At 71.6% G+C, this 21,351-nt stretch carries 18 protein-coding genes; all 18 read left to right on the forward strand.

The features are described from left to right. Positions 1–260 precede the first annotated feature (260 nt). The 18 genes from FL583_RS22460 to FL583_RS22545 all read left to right on the forward strand — a co-directional run bounded on the left by FL583_RS22460 (position 261) and on the right by FL583_RS22545 (position 21,253). Entirely contained in the window at positions 261–1,097 is an 837-nt protein-coding gene (locus FL583_RS22460) for a hypothetical protein (protein WP_142706689.1), read from the forward strand. A gap of 1,197 nt (positions 1,098–2,294) precedes the next feature. Then, on the forward strand, positions 2,295–2,618 hold the full coding sequence (locus FL583_RS22465) for a hypothetical protein (protein WP_142706690.1): 324 nt from the start codon (positions 2,295–2,297) through the stop codon (positions 2,616–2,618). Between the two features lie 5 nt (positions 2,619–2,623). Then, positions 2,624–3,505: a TrbL/VirB6 family protein gene (locus tag FL583_RS22470; RefSeq protein ID WP_142706691.1), complete on the forward strand. Its 882-nt coding sequence runs from the start codon at positions 2,624–2,626 to the stop codon at positions 3,503–3,505. Positions 3,506–3,579: 74 nt separating this feature from the next. Continuing rightward, a complete protein-coding gene (locus FL583_RS22475) occupies positions 3,580–4,578 on the forward strand; it encodes a PrgI family protein (RefSeq protein WP_142706692.1) in 999 nt (332 codons plus the stop codon). 98 nt (positions 4,579–4,676) lie between these two features. Beyond that, a complete protein-coding gene (locus tag FL583_RS22480; RefSeq protein ID WP_142706844.1) occupies positions 4,677–6,641 on the forward strand; it encodes a VirB4 family type IV secretion system protein in 1,965 nt (654 codons plus the stop codon). Next, a complete protein-coding gene (locus FL583_RS22485; RefSeq protein WP_142706693.1) occupies positions 6,638–9,181 on the forward strand; it encodes a type IV secretion system DNA-binding domain-containing protein in 2,544 nt (847 codons plus the stop codon). The genes FL583_RS22480 and FL583_RS22485 overlap by 4 nt, the downstream gene beginning before the upstream one ends. A gap of 228 nt (positions 9,182–9,409) precedes the next feature. After that, on the forward strand, positions 9,410–10,306 hold the full coding sequence (locus tag FL583_RS22490; protein WP_205752359.1) for a replication-relaxation family protein: 897 nt from the start codon (positions 9,410–9,412) through the stop codon (positions 10,304–10,306). 506 nt (positions 10,307–10,812) lie between these two features. Continuing rightward, positions 10,813–11,469: a hypothetical protein gene (locus FL583_RS22495; protein ID WP_142706694.1), complete on the forward strand. Its 657-nt coding sequence runs from the start codon at positions 10,813–10,815 to the stop codon at positions 11,467–11,469. Positions 11,470–11,583: 114 nt separating this feature from the next. Then, entirely contained in the window at positions 11,584–12,696 is a 1,113-nt protein-coding gene (locus tag FL583_RS22500; RefSeq protein ID WP_170323819.1) for a hypothetical protein, read from the forward strand. Further along, a complete protein-coding gene (locus FL583_RS22505) occupies positions 12,693–13,010 on the forward strand; it encodes a hypothetical protein (RefSeq protein WP_142706696.1) in 318 nt (105 codons plus the stop codon). Before FL583_RS22500 ends, FL583_RS22505 begins: the two co-directional genes overlap by 4 nt. Positions 13,011–13,139: 129 nt before the next feature. After that, a complete protein-coding gene (locus FL583_RS22510) occupies positions 13,140–14,114 on the forward strand; it encodes a hypothetical protein (RefSeq protein WP_142706697.1) in 975 nt (324 codons plus the stop codon). Positions 14,115–14,471: 357 nt separating this feature from the next. After that, positions 14,472–15,272, forward strand: a complete 801-nt coding sequence (locus FL583_RS22515) for a hypothetical protein (RefSeq protein WP_142706698.1) — start codon at positions 14,472–14,474, stop codon at positions 15,270–15,272. Between the two features lie 227 nt (positions 15,273–15,499). Then, on the forward strand, positions 15,500–16,711 hold the full coding sequence (locus FL583_RS22520) for an FAD-dependent monooxygenase (RefSeq protein WP_205752360.1): 1,212 nt from the start codon (positions 15,500–15,502) through the stop codon (positions 16,709–16,711). Positions 16,712–16,928: 217 nt separating this feature from the next. Further along, a complete protein-coding gene (locus tag FL583_RS22525; RefSeq protein WP_142706699.1) occupies positions 16,929–18,314 on the forward strand; it encodes a hypothetical protein in 1,386 nt (461 codons plus the stop codon). Positions 18,315–18,589: 275 nt separating this feature from the next. Beyond that, positions 18,590–18,790 (forward strand): hypothetical protein, encoded by a 201-nt coding sequence (locus FL583_RS22530; protein WP_142706700.1) that lies wholly within the window; start codon positions 18,590–18,592, stop codon positions 18,788–18,790. A 104-nt stretch (positions 18,791–18,894) separates the two neighbouring features. After that, the gene (locus tag FL583_RS22535) at positions 18,895–19,275 is read left to right on the forward strand and encodes a hypothetical protein (protein WP_142706701.1); all 381 of its coding nucleotides are present in this window, start codon (positions 18,895–18,897) and stop codon (positions 19,273–19,275) included. Positions 19,276–19,531: 256 nt separating this feature from the next. Then, on the forward strand, positions 19,532–20,473 hold the full coding sequence (locus FL583_RS22540; RefSeq protein ID WP_142706702.1) for a hypothetical protein: 942 nt from the start codon (positions 19,532–19,534) through the stop codon (positions 20,471–20,473). Positions 20,474–20,581: 108 nt separating this feature from the next. Further along, positions 20,582–21,253 carry a GGDEF domain-containing protein gene (locus FL583_RS22545; RefSeq protein WP_142706703.1) on the forward strand — a complete coding sequence of 224 codons (672 nt, stop codon included), beginning with the start codon at positions 20,582–20,584 and terminating at the stop codon, positions 21,251–21,253. The last annotated feature ends 98 nt before the right edge of the window (positions 21,254–21,351 follow it).

Raw genomic sequence — 21,351 nt, forward strand, 5'->3', positions numbered from 1 at the left:
TGCTGGGGCGACTCGCTCGACCGATCTGTCACTTCACATTACTCCACACAGGATTCAACGGCGGCGCGTTCACTCCTCAGTGGATACAACACCTCGCCCTCGATGAGGTGAGAGATCGTGTGAGAAGCCGCGCAGAACCAGATGTGAGAACGCAGTGAGCGGCTGTGAGGGGTCTGTCAGCACCAGCTGACTGAATCGAGGTCGTCCGCCTGGCGCTATCCGGCGGATCCTGCGTCCCTCGCCTCTAGGAGCATTTCGCGATGAGCACCCCGTGGCCGAGCTCGGCCCTGGCCGCCGCTGATCAGGCATTCACCGCCCTGACGACCGATCCCGATCCTCTCCTGCTCGATCTCGACCAGTTCTCACCGGCGGCTGGATTGCCCAGCGGATCGATGCCTCTCCGGACGCTGCGTAACTGGCTGCTCGAGCACCCTGGTGCGCACAACGCACAGGACGCCGTCTGGACCGAACTGATCCAGCGAGCCCGGACGGGCGAGCCGCAGTGGGTGATCACCGCGGTCGGCATGGCGATGCCCTCGCTGCTGCGCTCAGCGGTCGAGCTGCGCGCCGGCTATCCCGACGATCCTGACGACATCGACTCCGAACTGCTCACCGGCTTTCTCTCCGCTCTCCGCGACACTCGCGTACCGGCCGCGGAGCTCACCTGCGCCCGCCTGTGCTGGGCCGCCTGGCGAGCCGGGCACCACCTGCTGCGTCAAGCCCGCGAACAGGTTCCCGTCGATGATCTCGAGCATGCTCTGGCCTCCCGGCCACCCCGAATTCCCTACGGACATCCCGACGTTCTGGTCGCCCGTGCCGTCGCGTTGGAACTGGTCGACGAGGGCGACGCCGAGGCCTGGATCGATACGCGGCTGGCGTTGCGGGACCCCGTCCCGCTCGCCGCCGCGCGTCGTATCACCGTCGACGCGCTGCGGATGCGGTTGAACCGCGTGGATCAGCGCCTGGCCGCCGCGCTGGCCGACGGCCTGCTCACCGGCGTGGCCTCCGCCGAAGCCCGCGCCCAGCTGAAGAAGGCCGCCGCGCACCGCACCGCCACCCGCGCTACTCGGCCCCGCGGGCGCATCCACGCCGCCTGACCGATCCCGCTGTTCGATGCCATGGTCGCAGCGACCGATCAATGCCTCGCCAGCATCCTGACCAAAACCGTTTTCGTCGACGTAGTCCGTCCCGACGGCATCCTCCAGCCAACCTAGAGTGCGTTGCACGCTGCCGGCCGACTGGGGCGGCGAGGATGTTCTCGGCGACACCGGCCGCACGCGAGCACTCCCTCACGGGGTCAGCGACGCGTCACAGCTTGGCTCACCCTCAGCCGGTTTAATTTTTGGCACCAACTCCCGTTCGGACGGGGATTCGAACCAACCAACTTTGCTGTCGCTCGACGTGCGATCTGCCTCTCCGCAGCACGCAGGAGACCAACGAGGAGCGCCGGCCGCGATCGGTAGATCGCGGCCGGCGCTCTTCGTGTTTTCGAAACTCCGGCCGGTTTCGGGTCCCGGAGCTCAGGCCGTTTGTCGTCTCCGGACCTGTCGCCGACGGACACATTCCTTCGCGGTCTACTCGGCCGCGCGACACGAAATCTTGATGACTGACTCTCTGTTTCCGAAGCGGCCGGGCCCCTATTCACGCGGCGTTGGCACTCACATGCCGCCGTGCAGCGCGTGTGTCCTTTGTCCACAGGTCACGCGTGGCTGACCTGCGGCTCAGCGGGTTGTCCACAGAGCCGGACACGATCTGTGCACTGGGTCGTGCAGGAATGTGAGCAGCGCCAAGGAGAGGCGGCACGGTGCTGTGAGGTCCCTGTAAGGCCGTGTGAGATGCGGGGGCGTTCGCCAGGGCTCACAGACGACGGTTCTGAAGGTGCGGATCGCTTCTCGCTGCGCACAGCGCGGCGCTGGGGCGCCGTCCGCCGCCGAGCCCAGCACGGACGCATGGTGCGGCGAGTCAGGGTCGATCCGGGTGCTGCGCACGGAATGCGCTGACACACATTCCCTCCTCGCGTACCCGAATGGGAGGACGAGCTCCTCCCGGAACGCATCCCTGCTCGCTCGCCTCCGCTTCGGTGCTCGGGGCTCGGCGGCGGTCCCATGACCGCCTTTTCGAGCATTCGCCCGGCGCCGCGCGTCCTTCGCGTGGCGCCGGGCCGGAGGTGACCCCCCCCAATGTCTGGCTCTCCGGCGTGCCCGCGCGCCGCCAGGTCTTGTTGTCCGGCGCGCTCGCGCCGCGCCCGTTTCCTCTCGCCCCCCACCGGACGGCCTCGGCGAGCACTCAGCCGAGTGCCGCGCGCAGCGCTGACCGGCGCCTTTCTTTCCTTGTCGTGGCTTCCGGATGCTGCCGTGGCCGCGCCCGCTCCCGGCGTTCCGACACCGAAGTCATTGCCGGAGGTGATCAGCAGCCTGCAGCTCTGGGTGCTGGGAATCATCGGCTCGATCGCGACCCTGTACGCGGTCCTGGCCGCGGTATACCTGACCACCGCCGGCGGCAGCCCCGAGCAGGAAATCAAGGGCAAAACCGCGCTGCGCAACGCGCTGGTCGGCTACGCCCTGGCCATCCTCGCGCCGGTGCTGCTGCAGATCGCCAAGAGCATCGTCGCGGTCTGATCGTCATGAGCGGCTTCGTCCTCAATCAGATCCTGTCGTGGCTCTTCGACGCCGTACTCGCCGCGCTGGACGCGGTGATCGAGTTGATCAGCGACGCGCTGCTGGTCACCCCGGAACTCACCAGCCTGCCGCAGGTGCAGGCCTTGACCGGCCGATCCGTGACCGTCGTCGACACCGTCTTCGTCCTCGTGTTCCTCGCCGCCGGGGTGCTGACCATGATCGCTGGCGGCGAAGAGACCACCCAGTACACGGTCAAAGATCTCGTTCCCCGCGCCGTGGTCGGTTTCCTCGCCGCGCACTTCTCGCAGCTGCTCTGTGGACGGGCCATCACGCTGGCCAACGCGGTGTGCGGAGCGCTCAGCGACCAGAACGTCGACCGGTCGTTCGGCGTCGCCGCGCTGCGCCAGCACCTGCGCGCCGGCAACAACCCCGGCGTCATGCTGCTGCTGCTCGTGATCGTCGTGCTGGTCATCGTGCTCGTGGTCAGCATCGCCTTTGGCCTGATCACCCGCTTCGGTGTCCTGTTCATCTTGACCGCCGCTGCTCCGCTCGCGCTGGCCTGCCACGCCCTGCCGCACACCGACCCGGTCGCCCGGCTGTGGTGGCGGTCCTATCTCGGGGTCCTGGCCGTCCCCGTGCTGCAGGCCTTCACCCTCGCCGCCGGACAGTGGATGCTCACCGACATCCGGCACATCTTGCCCGACCTCCCCTGGTCCGGCGGTTCCGCGACGATCCTCAATCTGCTGGTCGTGCTGGTGCTCCTGTGGACCACGCAGCGCATCCCGAGCCTGGTGCGCCGCTACGTCTCGGCCGGCGGCCGGCCACCGAACGCGTGGGGGACCGTCGTGCGGGTCCTGGCCGTGCGCCGTGTGGCGGGGATGCTGTGATGCGCGCACACACCACCCCGAGTCCGCCGGGACAGTCAACCCGCGCCGGCCGCGACGAGCCGCTGCGAGCGCGCATGCCGGCCGACGTCGACGCACCGGACACCGCCGCCTACGGCCTGACCTTCCGGCAGCTGGCCATCCTGGCCGTCGCGGCGCTTCTCGCCTACACCGGCTGGAGCGCGCTGCGCGCAGTTCTGCCGGTTCCGCTGCTGGCCGCCGGTTGCGGTGTCGTGGCCGTCGTCGCGGTGGTCCTGGCGCTGGGCCGCCGCGACGGCCTGCCGATGGACCAATGGTTACGCGCCGCGATCCGCCACGGACGCGCCCCGCACGCGCTCTCGACCCTCGAGCAGGCACAGCCCGCGCCGCCGTGGGTGCAGACGCTGCCCCGGCCGCGGATTCCGCTGCCCGCTCCGCTGCGCCTACCGGCGACCGCTATCGACGCGGACGGACAGATCCACCTCACCGCCGGGCTCGACGCGGCGATCGTCGCCGCGACCACCGTCAACCTCGCCCTGCGCACCCCCGACGAGCAGACCGCGCTGATCGAGGGCTGGGGACGGTGGCTGAACTCCCTGGCCGCGCCCGCGCAGGTCGTCGTGACCGCCCAGCCGGTCGACCTGCGCTCCCACGCCCGGCACCTCGAGGACACCGCAGATCGCCTGGACGACCCGGTGCTCGCCGACGCGTGCGCCGATCACGCCGCCTTCCTCCACGAGCTGGCCGATCGGCGCGATCCGCTCCGCCGCCAAGTCCTGCTCGTCACCCCCGCCCCCACCTCCGCCGGCGTCAGCCGCGTTCCGCGCAACCGGCGTTCGTCCCGCCCGTCGCGCTCCACCACGGCGCCCGGCGCCCACGACCGCGTCCCCGGGACGCGTGCGGCACGACGCCGCGCCGAGGACACCGCCCGGGCTCTGTCCGGGCTCGGCGTCACCGCCCGCGTGCTCGACGGGGATGCCGCCACCGAGGCCCTCGCCGCCTCCGCCGACCCCTACCGGCCGCCTCGCGCGCGCGGCATCGCCGCGCCGGACGCCCTCACCACCGGCCCACCTATGCGAAGGACACGATCGCGTTGATCCGACCATCCCGACCCCGAACCCGCACCCACCCCCACGCCACCGAGGACCTCACGGAGTACGCCGCGTCCGGCGCGGAATCCGACGCGTCGACGCCGCTGGCCGCCGGCGTCGCCCCCACGGGAGTGGAAGTCACCGCCCGGCATCTGCGGGCCGGCGACGGCTACGCCGCGACTCTGGTCGTCACCGGCTACCCCGCCGAGGTCGGCCCGGCCTGGCTCGAGCCCCTGCTGTCCTGGCCCGGCCGCCTCGACCTCGCTCTGCACATCGATCCGCTTCCTGCGCCGGTCGCGGCTGCCCGGCTGCGCACCCAGCGCGCCCGCTACCACTCCACCCTGCGCGTGGATGCCGCCCGCGGCCGGCTCCCCGATCCGTCGCTCGAGGCGTCCGCGGAAGCCGCCACCGATCTGGCCGAACGCCTCGCGCGCGGCGAGGCGAAACTGTTCCGCGTCGGCCTGTACCTCACCGTCCACGCCCGCACCGAACCGGAACTGGCCGACGCGTGCGCGCAGGTCCGCGCCGCCGCCGCATCCGTGCTCCTCGACGTCCAACCGGCCACCTGGCGGCACCTGGCCGGGTGGACCACCACCCTGCCACTGGGCGTCGACCTGCTCCGCGCCCACCGCACCATGGACACCCAAGCCCTCGCGGCCGCGTTCCCGCTCGCCTCCCCCGACCTGCCCGCCCCGCTGCCCGGAGACCCACCCACCAGCGGCGGTGTGCTGTACGGGATCAATCCCGACTCCGGTGGCATCGTGTGGTGGGACCGGTGGGCGCAGGAGAACCACAACGCGATCGTGCTGGCCCGCTCCGGCGCCGGAAAGTCCTACTTCGTCAAACTCGACATCGCCCGCAACCTCTACCACGGGGTGCAGGTCGCGGTGATCGACCCCGAAGACGAATACCGGCACCTTGCCGCGACCGTGGGCGGCACCGTCGTGCAGCTGGGCGCCCCCGGTGTCCGGATCAACCCCTTCGACCTCTCACCCGGACCGGCACGCGCCGACGCAGTCACCCGGCGCGGACTGTTCATCCACACCCTCATCGGCGTCCTGCTCGGTGCGGCACCGGCCACCGACGAACGGGCCGCCCTCGACCGGGCGATCCTGGCCGCCTACCGCGAAGCCGGCATCACCGCCGATCCGGCCACCCACAGGCGACCCGCCCCGCAGATGGGAACCCTGGTCGCGGCGTTGTGCGCCGACCGCGACCCCGCCGGGGGCGCCTTGGCCGGACGCCTCACGCCCTGGGTCGAGGGCAACTACGCGACCCTGCTCAACGGACCGACCACCACCGCCCCGTCCGGGCAGCTGGTCGTGTGGTCCTTGCGGCAACTGCCCGATGAACTACGCGCGGCGGGCACCCTGCTGGCCCTCGACGCGATCTGGCAGAGCATCGACAACCCCACTCACAGCGGCACCGGCGCGTACGACACCAGCACGGTCGACACACGCACGCACACGGCCGAGGGCGGACGGCCGGTCCGGCGGATGGTCGTCGTCGACGAGGCATGGCTGCTGCTCCGCGACGGCGAAGGCGCCAAGTTCTTGTTCCGGCTGGCCAAGGCCGCCCGCAAACGCAACGCCGGGCTCACCGTCGCCACCCAGGACGTCGCCGACATCCTGAGCACCGATCTCGGGCAGGCCGTCGCGGCCAACTCGGCCACCCAGATCCTGCTCAAGCAGGCCCCGCAGGCCATCGACGCGATCGGTGCGGCCTTTGGGCTCACCGCCGGCGAACGCCGGGCCCTGCTGGCCGCCCGGACCGGCACCGGGCTCCTGCTGTCCGGGACTTACAGGGTCGGCCTGGAGGTCGTCGCGTCGCCCGCCGAGCATCGGATGGCCACCACCACTCCCGCCGAACTCGCCGAGCTTCACCACAACGAACTGTTCGACGGAGAGCTCGACGACACCGACCTCCCCGACACCGACCTTCCGGACACCGGCCTTCCCCGCACTGGCCGTGCCAGCACTGAGCGCGGCGACACCGCTGATTCGGTATTTTCTGGTTCGCCGCGGCTGCGCGCCGACGCGTCGGCCGGGGCGCGGAGGTGGCCGCGATGATCGGTCACCAGAGACTGCACCCAGCGCTGGCGTCGTTCATCGCCACGTCGCCCGGTCCTTCTGGACCGGGCGACGTCGTTCCCGGGGTCCCGGGGCCGAGCCGATGGGTGCTGGAGGCGATCGGCTGGGCGATGCACCGGCCATGGCTGCTCGCGGTCGCCGCCGGCGTGCTGGTGATCCACGCGCTCGCCCGGATCGCCCTCGCCCGATGGCGGCACACCCGCCACGCGACGGGTGCGCGGGTGGTGACGATCGCGCCGCCGCCCGAGGTCGAGGAACACGCCGCCGAAGCCTTGTGGGCCAACCTCGCCGGGACCCTGCTGCCGTCGAGGCGACGCCGCTGGCTGACCGGCGCGCCCCACGTCGTGTGGGAATACCTGTGGACCGGACGGCGACTGCAGATCCGGATCTGGGTGCCCGGCACCGTGCCGCCCGGCGCGGTCGAAGCCGCCGTCCGCGCCGCGTGGCCCAGTAGCGCCGTCGCCACCGAACCAGCCGGCCCGCCGCTGCCGCTGGACGCACCAGCCGCCGTGGGGGGACTGCTGCTGCCGACCGCGTCCGACCGGCTGCCCTTCGACGCCGACCAGCCCGCTGATCCGCTTCGCGCACTGATCGCCGCCGGGTCGCAGCTACGGCCGGGGGAGCAGGCCTGCGTGCAAGTCCTCGCCCGGCCCGCCACGCCCCGGCAGACCACGCGGGCACGCGCGACCGCGCGCCGCATGCGCCAGGGACAGACCACGGGTCTGGCGGTCAATCCCGCCGCGCCGCTGCTGTGGTTGGTCGAACTGTTCCTGCCCAGTGCGCCGCGCCGGAGCACGACCGGCGCTCGGCCCACCTCGGCGGCGGGCCGTGACCCGGGCATCGAACGCGACGTCCGCGCGGTGCTGGACAAGACCGCGGGGGTGCTGTGGGTCACCAGCGTCCGGTACGCCCTGACCGCCAGCAGCGCCCGCGCCGGCACCGACCCGCATCCGCGGCTGGGTGGGCTGGGCAGCACGATCGCGGCGGCCTTCGCCGTCTACGACGGCCGCAACCGCCTCATCCGCCGGGTCCCGCTCACCGGCCCGGCACACACCATGGCGCAGCGACGCCTCTCCGGCGGATTCTTGGCCAGCAGCGACGAACTCGCCGCGTTCGCCGCACTGCCCCGCGACCTGGCTGTGCCGGGCTTGGAGCGGGCCCGCGCCAAAGCGGTCCCCGCCCCGATCGCCGTGCCCACCGGTGGGCGTGGCACCAAGGTCCTCGGTGACGCTCAGGTCGGCGGGCACGCCGTGGCCCTCTCGGTGCCCGACTCCCGGTTCCACACCCACATGATCGGCTCCACCGGCTCCGGCAAGACCACGCTGCTCGCCGGGCTTGCGCTCGACGACATCAAGGCCGGGCGCGGCACCGTGGTCATCGACCCGCACGGCGACATGGTCCTCGACATCCTCGACCGGCTCCCGGCCTCCGCCGCCGACCGGCTGGTGCTCATCGATCCCGACCAGCCCAACCACGCCGCGTTCAACCCGCTGCAGGGCGAGGACCCGGACCTGGTCACCGACAACCTGGTGTCGATCTTCGGGTCCATCTTCGCCAAAGCCTGGGGACCGCGGATGGACGACGTGATGCGGGTGGCGTGCCTGACCCTGCTGCGGCACCCCGCGGTAACGTTGCAGCACATTCCGCCGCTGCTGAACTCCAAGCAGTTCCGCAGCGAGATGACCGTCGATCTGGACGATCCGGCCGGCCTCGGCGGGTTCTGGGCCTGGTACGACGAACTCACCCCGGCGCTGCGCTCCCAGGTCATCGGCCCGGTCCTTGCGCGGCTGCGGTCGTTCCTGCTCCGGGATTTCGTCGCCCAGACGCTGCGCTACCCCCGGTCGAGTTTCGACATGCGCAAGGTCCTCGACGGCGGCATTCTGCTGGTCCGCCTCCCGAAAGGCGCGCTGGGAGAAGACACCACCAAGCTGCTGGGTTCGCTGATCCTCGCCCAGGTCTGGCAAGCCGCCACCGCCCGCTCGAGAATCCCGGCCGACAGACGCCGGGACGCGAGCCTCATCATCGACGAGGCGCAGAATTTCCTCACGCTCGCCGACTCGCTGGACACGATGCTCGCCGAAGCGCGGAAATACCGGCTCGCGTTGACTCTGGCCCATCAGGACCTCGCGCAGTTCCCCCGCGAGCTGCTCGCCGCAGCCTCGGCCAACGCGCGGAACAAGATTTACTTCGCCTGCGCCCCCGAGGACGCCCGGCTCCTGGCCCGGCACACCCTCCCGGAACTGGACGAACACGACCTCACACATTTGGATGCCTATCACGCCGCCGCGCGGCTGATCGCCGACGGACGGCAAACACCCGCGTTCACCCTGCGGACCCGCCCGCCCCGGCCTCTCATCGGTGATACCGAGGAGATCCGCCGGCGCGTCGCGGCCAGCGTCCCCGACCAAGACACCAGCGCCCTCGACGCGCTCGTCCTCAAATTCTCCCAACGCCCCCGACGCGACGCCCCGGACCGCAACCGGCGGCCCTCGGCGGAGGCCTCCGGCACGAGCAGCTGAACCCTCGGGCCATCTGCTGCGGCGACGGCGACCCGGTGGGCCTTCCGTGACCCCTTCCGTCAGGTCTTCCCTTCGGTCTTCCCCAGCTCAGACCGCGTCGCGGCGATCAACCACCGTGGACGGTCCATGTGCGCAGGACGTCCGGGCTGACAAGCGACGGCGAGTCCGCCCCGCGAGCCAGACACCCCCTCCCAAGGGGGATCCCCTTCTCCCGCTAGGAGCATCCTCGTGTCCTCCGCATCTCCTCCCCGGGCCTCGTCCACCCTCCGATCCCACCTGGCCAGTCTTCGCCGTCTGACACTGCGCGACCGCCAGCTGCTGGACTGGCTCGCCGAGCACTATCTGCTCTCCACCGCTCAGATCACGCAGGCACTCTTCCCGTCACCGCGCACCGCACGGCTGCGCCTGAAGACGCTGCACGACTTCGGCGCGCTCGAACGGTTCGCCGACATCACCACCGGCACCAACCAGCACCTGTACGCCCTCGGACCGGTCGGTCTCCTCGTCGCCCCGACCCAGTGGAACGACCCGGACCGGCCACAGTCCCGGCCGCTACGGTCCAGCGCCGAACGGACGGCACGCATCGCTGCGTCCCGCACCCTGCGGCACCTGCTCGGCACCAACCAGTTCTTCGTCGATCTGCTCGCCCACGCCCGCGCCCACCCCGACGCTCACCTGCAACGGTGGTGGTCCGAACAGCACGCCACCGCCTCCTGGACCTTGGCCGGTATCCGCCCCGACGGGCACGGCGTCTGGACGGCGCAGGGCCGCACCGTCGGGTTTTTCCTTGAGCACGACAACGGCACCGAGCCCCTCGGCACCGTGCTGGGCAAGCTGCGCGCCTACAGCCGTCTGGCGGCCGTCGGTCCCCGCTATCCGGTCCTGCTGCGCGTCCCCGGCCCGGTCCGGGAGGCGCATCTGCTCGACGCGCTCACTGACATCCCCACGCCGATGCCGGTGGCGACCTCCACTCACGACAGGCATCCCGCCGTCGCGGCCTGGCTGCTCGCCGCCGATCCGAGTCGACGCCGCGCGCTTCACGAGCTGCCCAGCGACCACGGCCCCGACGACCCACCCATCAACCCGCATCGCTACCAGCCCACCGACGGCCGCCCGACCGCCTGACGTCCGGCCTGCGTCGCTGCCTGCCCTCGAGGTACGCCGACCCCCGACACCGGCCACCCAGCGGGGTCGGCAAGCCGTTCTCACACGACGGGGCGCGCCGATTCAGGCTGGCTGTGAGAACCACTGCCGAGGTTTTCTTCTCACAGACGCTGGCGCTCTAGCCAGGGAAATTCTTCTAACACCGCAGCCCAGAGCGCCTTTTCACGAGGTTTCTCCGCCGATTGAGGTGGGAGATCCAGCCGCTACGTTTCCGGCATCACATCCCTCTTTTAGCTCCACCCGGTCCCGCCTCGCGGGGTTCCCGCCGCACTCTGCGGTGCTGCTCGTCCACCCGCCTCACGGCCGGTCGACGTCCGCACCGCGCGGCGACCCTCTGCCAGGCCGCACTGGTCTTTCCCTGTCCCGTTCCGGCCCACGACCCGTGGCGCTGGTCCCCGGCGTGCCCGACGCGCCTATGCATCCGGAGGTAATTGATGCCTGCTACTACGCGGTCTCGTACCGCCCCGGTGACCGTCCAGACGTACGCCGCAGTCCTGCCCGACGGCATCTCCGCCCAGGACTTCCTGGCGCACGCGCTCGTCGGCGGGCACGCGTTGGCTCCGCGGTTCTGGACCAACGCGCGGCGCCGCCACCGCGACCAGCTCGTCGGCTACCAGCCCGGTCGCCGCGCACTGTGCGCCGGTGGTCGGCTGGACCTGCTGGACCTGCGAGGGCAACGTGAGGCAGTCGCCGCCTGGGCGGCCGTCCGCTACCACCACTGGTTCCAGCTTGCGCGCGGCACTCGCGACGCCAAACCGCTCGCGGCATTCCTCCGTCGTCACGCCACCGCACCGCAGCAGTATCCGCGGTCGGAGGCCGAACACGACTTCTGGTCGCAGCCGCGGATCAACGCCATGGTGCTGCACAACCACACCGTCGCCGATCCCCAGCTCTGGCTCTCCCCCACCCAGGTGGAGATGTTCCAGGCCGGCCAGAAGGCCTACGTCCAGTACAGCATGGATGCGGCGCTGGCCTGCGACAAGATCATCCTGCCGACCGGTGAGGTCCTGGCCCCGGCTAGCGATTTCATGGCCGACCGCATCGCCTACCACCAGCAGGCGCTTGCGCATCTGCGTGCCCTCCGGGGTTCGCAGCGGCTGATCGCCGTCACCCGCAACTCCTGAACCTGCCAACCACGAGTACAGGGAACCAGAACAGCAGCGCGGAGCCCCCGGCTCCCGCTGCTGTCCTGGCCGCCCCGTCCTGCGTGCAACGGCAACCGAACGATCCTCCGCGGCATGAGCACCGGAGAGCGCACCGCGCGGCAGATCGCGCCCGATCGCCCGTCCCTCGATTCGCCGCCGAGGCCAAGTCCCGGCGAGGTTCCGCTGCGCGCAGGCACATGCACGGGTCCGTCACTACCTGCGCCGCGACCGACGAGGTCACCGCAGTTGGGTCGCGCGCCGGGCGCCCTGGGCCAGGGCATCGCGGAGTCCCCGGCCACGCAGCAAACGGCCGCCTTCCCCTCTTCCCCGACCCTTCTCAGCTTCCCGGAAAGGGAGGTTTCTTCTGTCATGTCTATCCGACTGTGGTTTCGCCTCGACGAGGTCCTGCCTCTGGCCGAGCACGCCGCGGCGTGCTTCGACCACCGCGCTCCGATCGCCCCGCTACCCGAGCAGGCCGGGCGCCGGCCAGCGCTGATCTGGGACGGCCGCGGCCAGATCGATCAGCTGTACTCCAACGGGCTGCCCGGCTGGTACGTGCCATTCGGGTTCCCGTACACCGCGGCCGCCTCGACCTGGCAGCACGCCAATACCGGCGAGCGCGGCACCCCGGCCGGCGCCGGCCGCGACACCGCGGTGCTGCTCCTGGACGTACCCGGACAACAGCCGCCCCTGCTTGAGCGGCTCCGCGCCGCTCGGGACAGCGGCGTGTTCTGGGTCGCGCTCACCACCGCTGACGGCCCGGTCCTCGGTAGCGACGCGGTCAGCTTCGCCGAGCAGCGCGGCGACCTCGCCCCGCCGCACGCACAGTGGATGCCCAGCACCGTTCGGATCGACGAACCCTGGACTGCGGCCTATCCGGCGCTGACCCCGATCGGCTACACCACGAGCAACGGCGACACGATCCCGCGCTTCGACCGGACCACCGTCGAACGGATGGTCACCGACTTCGCCGCCGCGCACGACAACCCCGACCGGAACACCGATCTGATGCCCGGCGAACGCCCTCGGCTGTCCTTCTACGAGCCAGGCGTCCTGGTCATCGCCCAGGAGACCGACGACGGGACCGACACACCGAGACTGCGCGTGACCGACATCCTGACCCCGGACGCCGACGGGTTGTATGCCGTCGGCGCGCATCAATGGGCTTGGGAGCAGGCCCCGGGTCCCGAGGGCACTGTCCGGTGACTGCCGGCGACGACGCGACCATCGTGGACGCGGTCTTCGCGCAGACCCGCGAGGGCTGCTACCGACTGACTCGCGTGCACCACATCGCCGGACGCGTCCTGCGTGTTGACGTCGACCGCGACTACTACCCGTTCCAGAGCCACGCGCGTGCGGAGATTCTCGCCCCGTCCCTGACCTGGACCGTGCTCGCTTACGTCCCGCCGGCGGAGTGGCATCGGCAGACACCGGTTCGTCACGCCGACGCCGGCACGCTCGCCCCCATCGCCAACCTGCTGCTGGAGCGGGCGCTGCGCATCCTGCCTGCCTCGCCGTGAGGCTGCGTTCCACCGCCAGCGGGCCGAACTACAAGGACGCCGAAGACGCCCCGGCCGCGCCGTGCCGCCGGGCCCCGCAGCCGTGCAGGCATCCCTCATCACTACCCCTCTTCACCGAAAGGCTCCGCTATGAGCCCCCACGCTGACCTGCCCGACAAACCTCCGTCTCCTACCCACGAGAGCCCCGACGATCCTGACACCCGCACGCCTGCCGACCAGGGACATCGACCCACCACCGCAGAATGCGCGCCCTCGACGCAGGCTGCACCCAGTGCGGCATGGCGACGGGAAGCGCTCGCCGCGGTCATCTCCGAGCTCGACGTCGCCCTCAGCTCGTGGACCGTGCACGCCCTCTGGGTCGATGCCGAGGAGCAGCTCTATGCCCAGGCCGAGCCGGACGATGTCCCCCTCATGCTGGAGGCGCCCCTGACCTCCCTGCTCGGACGGGCGCAGGAAGCAGGCCTGCAGGACGACGCGGCCAGTCCTGCGGATCTGGTCGGGTACGCGCTGGTCCACCAGGCGCCGAGCCCGCACGACACCGTGACGACCGTCTGGGCCGCCGACCTGTCCGGCCGGATGTGGCAGGGCCACCGCGACGCCGACGGGGTCGTGCACGCGGCTGAGCCCTCCGCGTCACGCCGCGACCCCTACCTGCGGGCAGTGGCCGCTCTCGCGCTGGCCACCGCCGGACACTTCCCGGCAGACCCTCAGCGCGTACGCACGGGCGCTGCCGCGTTCGTCCTGCTGCTCGGCGGCTCGCCGGCGACCGTCGCCAACGCCACCGCCTTCGCCGCGGCGACCGGGCTGCAGTTCCGCCACTACAGCCCCGACGCCCCGCCCATGCCGACGGACTGGATGGACGCCATCGTGGCGCTCGTCGATCTGGACGCCGTCCCCCTCGCCGTAACTCTCCCGCTGCGACCCGTCACGGTCCTGCTGGTCCCCGCAGCCATCGACGGCACACCCAGCAACCCGCCTGTCCGGGCGGCTGCGGAATCACTGCTCGCCGAGTTCAGCATCAGCGACGCCGACCAACCCGACACGCCCAACTGGACGACGCTGGCCAAGCTCCTGCGCACAAAGCCCTCTGCGCGACCGACGTAGCGCCAGCGCGGGCCGGACCATCCGGTCGTAATGGTGGGCGCTGCATATCGCGCCAGGCCGCGGCTTCGGCCGCAGCTCGTACCGCCAGCAAACGGGCCTGACCCGCACGCCGCACCGCACCCTCCTCCTTTGCTAGTCCCGCAGCCCTCGCCTCCGGTGAGGGCCATTTTCGTCGTGCGCCGCTGCGTCCCCGAGGGCGCGCCGCGTCAGCGATTCCTCCGCGGACGCGAACCGAATCTGGAGTTCCTCATGCCTGATCACCCTGTGAGTTCCGGTCCTTCTGCTGCACCCGAGCCACCCGCACTGCCCGGATCCATGCCCGCCGGATCCATGCCCGCCGGGTCTGGGCTGCGGGGTGTGCCCGAGCCCTGGCTGCCGCCCTCCGCGCTCGCCGCAGCCCTCAACACCCTCAACCCCCGCGCGGGCGCCTATCCGCTTCTGCTGAGCCTGCACCGGGACACCGCCGGCGCACTGGTCGCCGTGGAAGAAGGAATCGACCCGGACGCCTGGGCGCACCTGGGCTACGCCGGAACCCTCGGGTGGGTCGCCGGCGGTCTGGCGCGCACCCCCTGGACCCTTCTGCCGCCCGCCGGGTTCTGCCTGATCGCCGAGCGGCATTCCGGTCCACTGCTCGGGTGGGCCGCCGACCGCAACGGCGGCATCTACGAACTGACCGTCAATGTCGTGCACGGCCTACGCATCCGGCACTATCTGACCGCCGGGCCCGCCCGCCGCAGCGAGCCGCTGCCCTACCTGCCCCGGGCACTGGCCGCGGTCGCGCTCGCCGCCGCAGGCCATCACCCCGGGGTCCCCGGCCAGCCCCCGAACGCGCTGCTCGTCGGAGGAAGCGCCGATCTCTACGACGACCTCGAGGCGAGCCAGACGCGCTACCAGCTGCACCACTACGAACGGCGAACTCCGCCGCTGGAGGAGTGGGCCGCGGCGTCGCTGGTCTTCGTCGCCACCGACGCCGCGGACCGATGCCGTGATCTGCCGCTGCGCCCCGACGTGATCTACCTGCCCGAAGCCGGTGTGCCGGGCTCGCCGTCCGCCGACGGATACGTCGCCCAGCTGGACGCGATGGCCGTCGCGCGCCGTCACCCCGATCGCTGGCGCATTCAGTGGCTGCCTGGTGCCCAGTTCGGGACCGGCCGCTAGCACCACAGCTGCGCGCACCAGGGCGGCCGCCCGCTAGCGGCCCCACCGGCATCGTCGCGCGGGCACCGAGCCCGCAGTGACCCGCCCGTGCTCATTCCGCTTGCCGTTCTTTCCCTTCGTCGCCGCGCCCGACCCCGCGCTTCTCGCGCACCGCGGACCTACCGCCCGGGCCGGCCGCAGCGCCGTGCCCGGGCGCCCCCGCGTCCTACCACGCCAGGGAGTTCTCTGTGTCCTCACTGAAACCGCCTGAAACGCCGCACCGTACGGCCCCGCGCTCCACGACAGCCCGCAGCCACCTGCGGACATCACGTCTGCGGATCGTCCGTCCGCCGGCCATCCTCATCGTCGGCGCCTCGATCACCGGGCCCATCCTGGCGCTGCTGCTCTGCCGCGCCGGATTCGACGCCGTGTCCGTGCTCGACGCGGCCCCGGCCGTGACCGAACGCGGCGGCGGTGTGCTCGGACTGCGCCACCCCAGCCTGGACATCCTTGACCGCGCCGGGGTTGACCAAAACGACTACGTCACCCACCCGTCCGAACGCATCCGCACGATCGAGGTGCGCCATCGCCGTACCAACGGCCCGGCTACGCATCTCTACCCGGGGCGCAACACCACCTGGACGCAGCTGCATCATGCCCTGACCCGCCGACTGCCCGACGGCACGCTGCGCACCGGGCAGCGCGTCACCCACCTCCACCTGGCCGGCGGACGGCCGCAGCTGACCGTCGCCGGCGCCGACCCTTACTCCGCCGACCTGGTGATCTTCTGCGACGGACGCACGTCCGTCGGGCGCCGGATCCTGGACCCCCGGCGGCGCCTGCGCTACGCCGGCTATGTCGCCCACCGCGGCCACACCGACGCCCCGACCGACAACCGGACCAGCTATCTGGCCGACTTCTGCCGCTACGAGCCAGTGCCCGGTGGCCTGCAGTTCAACCTGGCGCCCGTTCCCGGTGGCCTGGACTGGACGATGCACCTCAACACCCACGCCGCCGACTACACCGCCTGGTGCGGTACTACGCCGACCCGCCGCGCGTATCTGCCCGCCGCGCCGCAGGCCGCCCGCGACCAGGTCGACCAGGCCGCCGCCGAGCACCTGCCCGCCGAGCTCGCTGACCTCGTCGCCGACACGCCCCGGCGGGCCGCCGCGCCCGTCCTGGACATTCCTGCGCCCCGGCGCATGGTGTGGCCGCTCGGTCGCGGCCACACGATCCTGCTCGGCGACGCCCTCGCCCCAGTCCGGCCTCATACCGGCATGGGCGCCAACCTCGGCATCGAACAAGCCGCCGGCCTCACCGCCGCTCTCACCCAGCACTCCCGGCACGGCGCCGACCTGCCCACCGCGCTCGAGAGCTTCCAAGCCCGGCACCTGCCGGCCGTCACCGCCGTGCTCCGCGAGGGTCGCGCGATCGCGCGGGCTCTACGGCTCGGCGTCTAGAGGCGGCGAGGCTCTCCGGCACACGACTCCGGCGGCGGCCGACGCCCGCGCGACCTGAAACCCGGCCCAGCTCAACAGCTGGCCCCCGCTCAGCGCACATCGCTGATCCCCGCCTCGGGCACCCATCACGATCTCCGACCGCCGCGCCCCGGCACGCCGCCGGGCGTGGCGGTCGGCGCCGCGCGATAGGCCCGGGCCACACCACAGGAGAATTCCCATGCCCAGCACCTCACCGGTGACGCTCGACCCCAACCCGCCGTCCGCCGCAATCGCGTCCATCCTGTCCGCCGTCGCCACCAACCGCGACGCCATCGCCGGACTCGACGCCGTGCGCGACCGCACCGCCGACTTCCCCACCCCGCTGGCCGCGCAGCTCACCGGCGTGGCCCTCCACCCGGACAGCCGCCAGCTCGCCGACCACGCCCTGGACACCTACTGGGCGGACGAGGACCGCCAGCAGAACCTGCTGCGCTCGGCCGGCACCGACCGAGAAGTGATCATCGGCGCCGGATTCCACGCCGCGACCTACGCCGCGATCCGTGTCCTGAGCGGCTACCCCAAACCGCTCGTCCTCGAGCAGCGCGACCGCGTCGGCGGCACCTTCGCACTCACCACCTGGCCGACCTTCCGGCTCAACTCACCCAACCGACCCGGACGCGCCGGCATCGCCGGTGACCAGGCCACCAACCCCAACCACCTCCCGGGCGCCCCCATCCAGGCCGCCAACCTGTCCATGACCGAGTTCCAGACCAACACCGACATAGCGTTCGTCATCCGAGTCGCCTTGGCGCAATTCGCCGACGTGGTCACCAACGCCGAGGTACTGACCGCAGCGGGTATCGACTACGAAGAGGGTGTCGAACTGCAGATCGCCGACCGAGGCCCTCTGCGCGTCGGACGGGTCATCGACGCGCGCGGCATCGGCGACCCCCGCGACCAGGCCCTCGCCAACGGCACCACCATCCTCACCTTCGACCAGTTCCTGCAGCGCATGACCAGCCCCTGGCCGCTGCGCGGTGTCCGGCGCGTCGCCGTCGCCGGCGGCGGCGACTCTGGCAAATGCACGGTCGAATCCCTGCTCGGAATCGCCCCGCCACCGCGCATGTCCGCCGCGGCCCTCGACACCGTCGAACGCATCGACTGGTACGCCCCCGGCCTGCCCACCACCTGCGAGCAGTGGCGACAAGAGATCCGCGGCCGATACCAGGGCATCGGCCGGTACCTGCGAGCCGACCGCCTCGGCGGGCGGCGGCTGGCCGTCCTGCAGCGGCGGGCGCAACCGGTCGCGCTTCCCGACACGACCCTGATCGACGGCCGCACCTACGACCTCGCCGTGCTCTGCACCGGTAGCGAAGAAATCCCCATCGACGGGCTCTCCCTCGACGCGTTCGGTCTCCTCACGGGCGCCGGAGAAAGCCCCGTTGCCCGTGAGCACTACGACCTGCCCGCCTACCGCGTGGGCCCGCACGCTCGGCTCCCCTTCACCCAGCGGGAACGCGAAGACGGCATCGCGGAAATCCCCGGCAACGCCGTCTCCATGTGGCGGACCTCGACAATGACGGCCGCGCTCGCCGCGACGCTTCCCGACCCCGGTCAACCCTGACGCACACCATCTCCCGCAACGCGCACGCCCGACCCGCGACTCGCCGACAAACGCGCACCGCCCGTCCTTGAAGTTGCGATTAGCCGACGGCGCGCATCACTCGACTGACCGACCACGGCGATTCCCGATCGCGCCGATCCCCGAACCGGCGGAAGGCGCGCACGGCCCCGCGCCGACAAACCGCCGGTGCGCCTCGCATCGCCGGATCAGGCCAGCTAGCTGGCCCGGCCTCGTATCGCGTCAACCACCCTCATCCAGCAAAGGAGCAATTCATCATGGCCCGAGGTAAACACCGTGCCCCCGCCCCGCGGCGAGCAGCCCACCGCCTCCTGCGCCGAATCAGCACCGCCGCGTCCCAGGCCGACCGCGAGTTCTTCCCCCTGAACGCCCTCGCGGCAAGCCCTGTCGCAGCGGGTCTGTTCTCCGCCGTCGCGGTGCTGCTCGGCCAGCACCTGTGGTGGCTGATGGCCGGCTAACCCCCGGCCCCTCGCGCCCCCCGCGCGGCTCGGCAGACCCACCGATCCGCGCCGGGCCGCCGGCGCAGCGTCTGCTCACCCATCCCTGATCTACGGAGGCACTCGTGTCGCTCCGCGTCTACCTCGTCGATGAGCTCGGCGGGGATCCCGAACACATCACCGTCCACCGCGTCGAGCCCGACGGCACGGCCCATGAGCTCATCCAAGCCCCGGACGCGCGTGAGGCTCTCCGGGCGGCTCTGCACTCGCTCATCGCCGACAACGCCACCAGGCGCCCCTCTCCCCCTGCCGGCCCGCAAGTGCTGCGCGCAGCGGGCTCGCTGCCCGAGGCCGCCGTTCTCCGCGCGTGGTGGGCACAGCAACCGCCCGAATCCGGTTTGCCCTTACCCCGCGCAAGCCGAGCAATTCCGCGGTCCGTGCGCACCGCCTACGCCAACTACCTCAACAGCCTGCACGCAGAACGCCCCCGCACAACGACCGACTAGCACGGCCTCTCCCCGCCACCAGTCACACCGACGGCCGACCACTCGGCAGGAGGGCACCGCCGCTGGGGCCAACACCGGCAGCAACCACCGATCGCAACCGCGGGCGGGCGCAGCCATTCGCGCGGCTGGCTGCACTTGCATTCGTCGGTCTCGCGAAGCGTGCATCAGTCCACCCCACCCCACCCCACCCCCACCACACCGCACCGCACCGCACCGCGCAGGGCCTGCCGCTCGGGCAGGCAGAAAGGACCGCATCATGACCGACTCCGCACCACCGGAAATACCCGCCGATCCCGCCGACTCACCAGTTGACGCCGGCACAGCCGGGACAGCCGGGCCAGCCGCAGACGACACCGCGCTGTCCGCCCGGGACAGGATCTGGGCCGCCCTCGCTCGCCTCGGACAAGCCACCGCCGGTGAACTGGCCGCAGCAGCCGACGTCGGCTACTCCACCACCAGCCCGAAGCTGCGCTCACTGCTCGAGGACGGCCTAGCCGAGCGGCGCGAGGACAACGGCCGCATCTCGTGGAGCATCACTACCGCCGGCAGGACCCGCGCCCCCGGACCGACCACGCCGGCCACCGACGAGGCGGCAGACGACCCGGAGGCCGAACCGCACCGCACCGCCGCGACCTGCGCCCCCACCGGCGACTCGTCCCGGCCGTTCGCCGCACCGCACGACACCCGGGAACGCGACAAAACCATCGTGGCGCCGGAACTCCCGGCAGCAGAGCTCCCGCCCGCGGCACCGGCCACCGACGCGTCACCCTCAGTCCCGTCGCCGACACCAGCCCCGAACACATTTCCCTCCCCTTCCCGTCCCTCCTCGTCCCGGCCCAATACCGCCGATGGGCAGAAGGAACTGACCACCGGCCACAAGACCGCCGCGCTGGACGCCGCCACGTCGGCAGCGACCCCACCGGAAGCTCTCAAGGCGACCTCCACCGTCAGCAAACGCGCGAAAGGCGCTCTCACCGCAGAAGTGTTCGAGGTACTCAAGTCCAGTCCCGACGCCGCACTCAAGGTCGGGGAAGTCAGCCGCTTGGTCGACCAAGCGGCCCAGGCGGCCGGACTCGGCCTGCCCCCCGCCAGCCCGGGCGCCGTCGTTCTCGCCCTCGACCGGCTCGTCGACGCCGGACGCGCCGTCCAAACCCTCGCGCGACCCGCGACCTACCAGCTGGCCGCCGGAGCGGAATAGACCCCACCGGATCGCTCAGACCACGCCCGAGCCCTGGTCGGCGCGACGGTCACCCGCCCCGCTGCCCGGGCGGCTCCGGCATGCCCCTCCACCGAAAGGAGCGCTTCGATGTCCGTGCTCCCGGCCGCCGCAGCGGCCGCCCTCGCCGTCGCGTTGACCGGATTGCCGGCCGGTCTCGCCTGGCGCCGCGAACGGCGCGCGCGACGCCGCTACCAGCACCACGCCACCCACGACGACCTGACCGGCCTGCCGAACCGGCGCGCCATCCTCCATCACCTCAGCACGCAACTGCTTACCGGCCAGCCCACCGGTGTGATCCTGCTCGACCTCGACCTGTTCAAGTCCGTCAACGACACCTACGGGCACGCGGCCGGCAACCTGCTCCTCACAGCCGTCGGGGAGCGTCTGTCCACGCTGGTCACGCCGGCGGTGTTCCTCGGCCGGCTGCACGGCGACGAGTTCGTGTTCATCACGTCCGGGGACCGCGACCGCACCAGTGCCCTCGCGCTGACCGTGACCCGCGCGCTCACCCATGAGCCCTTCCTCGTGGGCCCCGACCAGCGGCCGGTCCGAGTCAGCGGCAGCGTCGGCTACGCCCAGTCCGCGCTCGGCCTGGACGCGCCCGCCCTGCTCCGCCTGGCCGACGAATCCCTCTACGAGGCCAAGGACACCCAGCGCGGATCCGTCCACGGAGTGGCGACCACCGCCAGCCGCAGGCCGCACGCCGCCGGCTCTCGCCCACGCGACCAGCGCCGCCACCCCACCGAGCACGAACGGTGAGCCCGCCATCAACGCCCTGCGGCAACCACGGCACTCGCCGCGGATACCGCGGTGCCGCGCACCGAACGCGATCAGGTCGATCAGCGGCACCGCATCAC

Origin of the sequence: Cryptosporangium phraense (assembly GCF_006912135.1) — a bacterium.
Classification (GTDB): Bacteria; Actinomycetota; Actinomycetes; order Mycobacteriales; family Cryptosporangiaceae; genus Cryptosporangium; species Cryptosporangium phraense.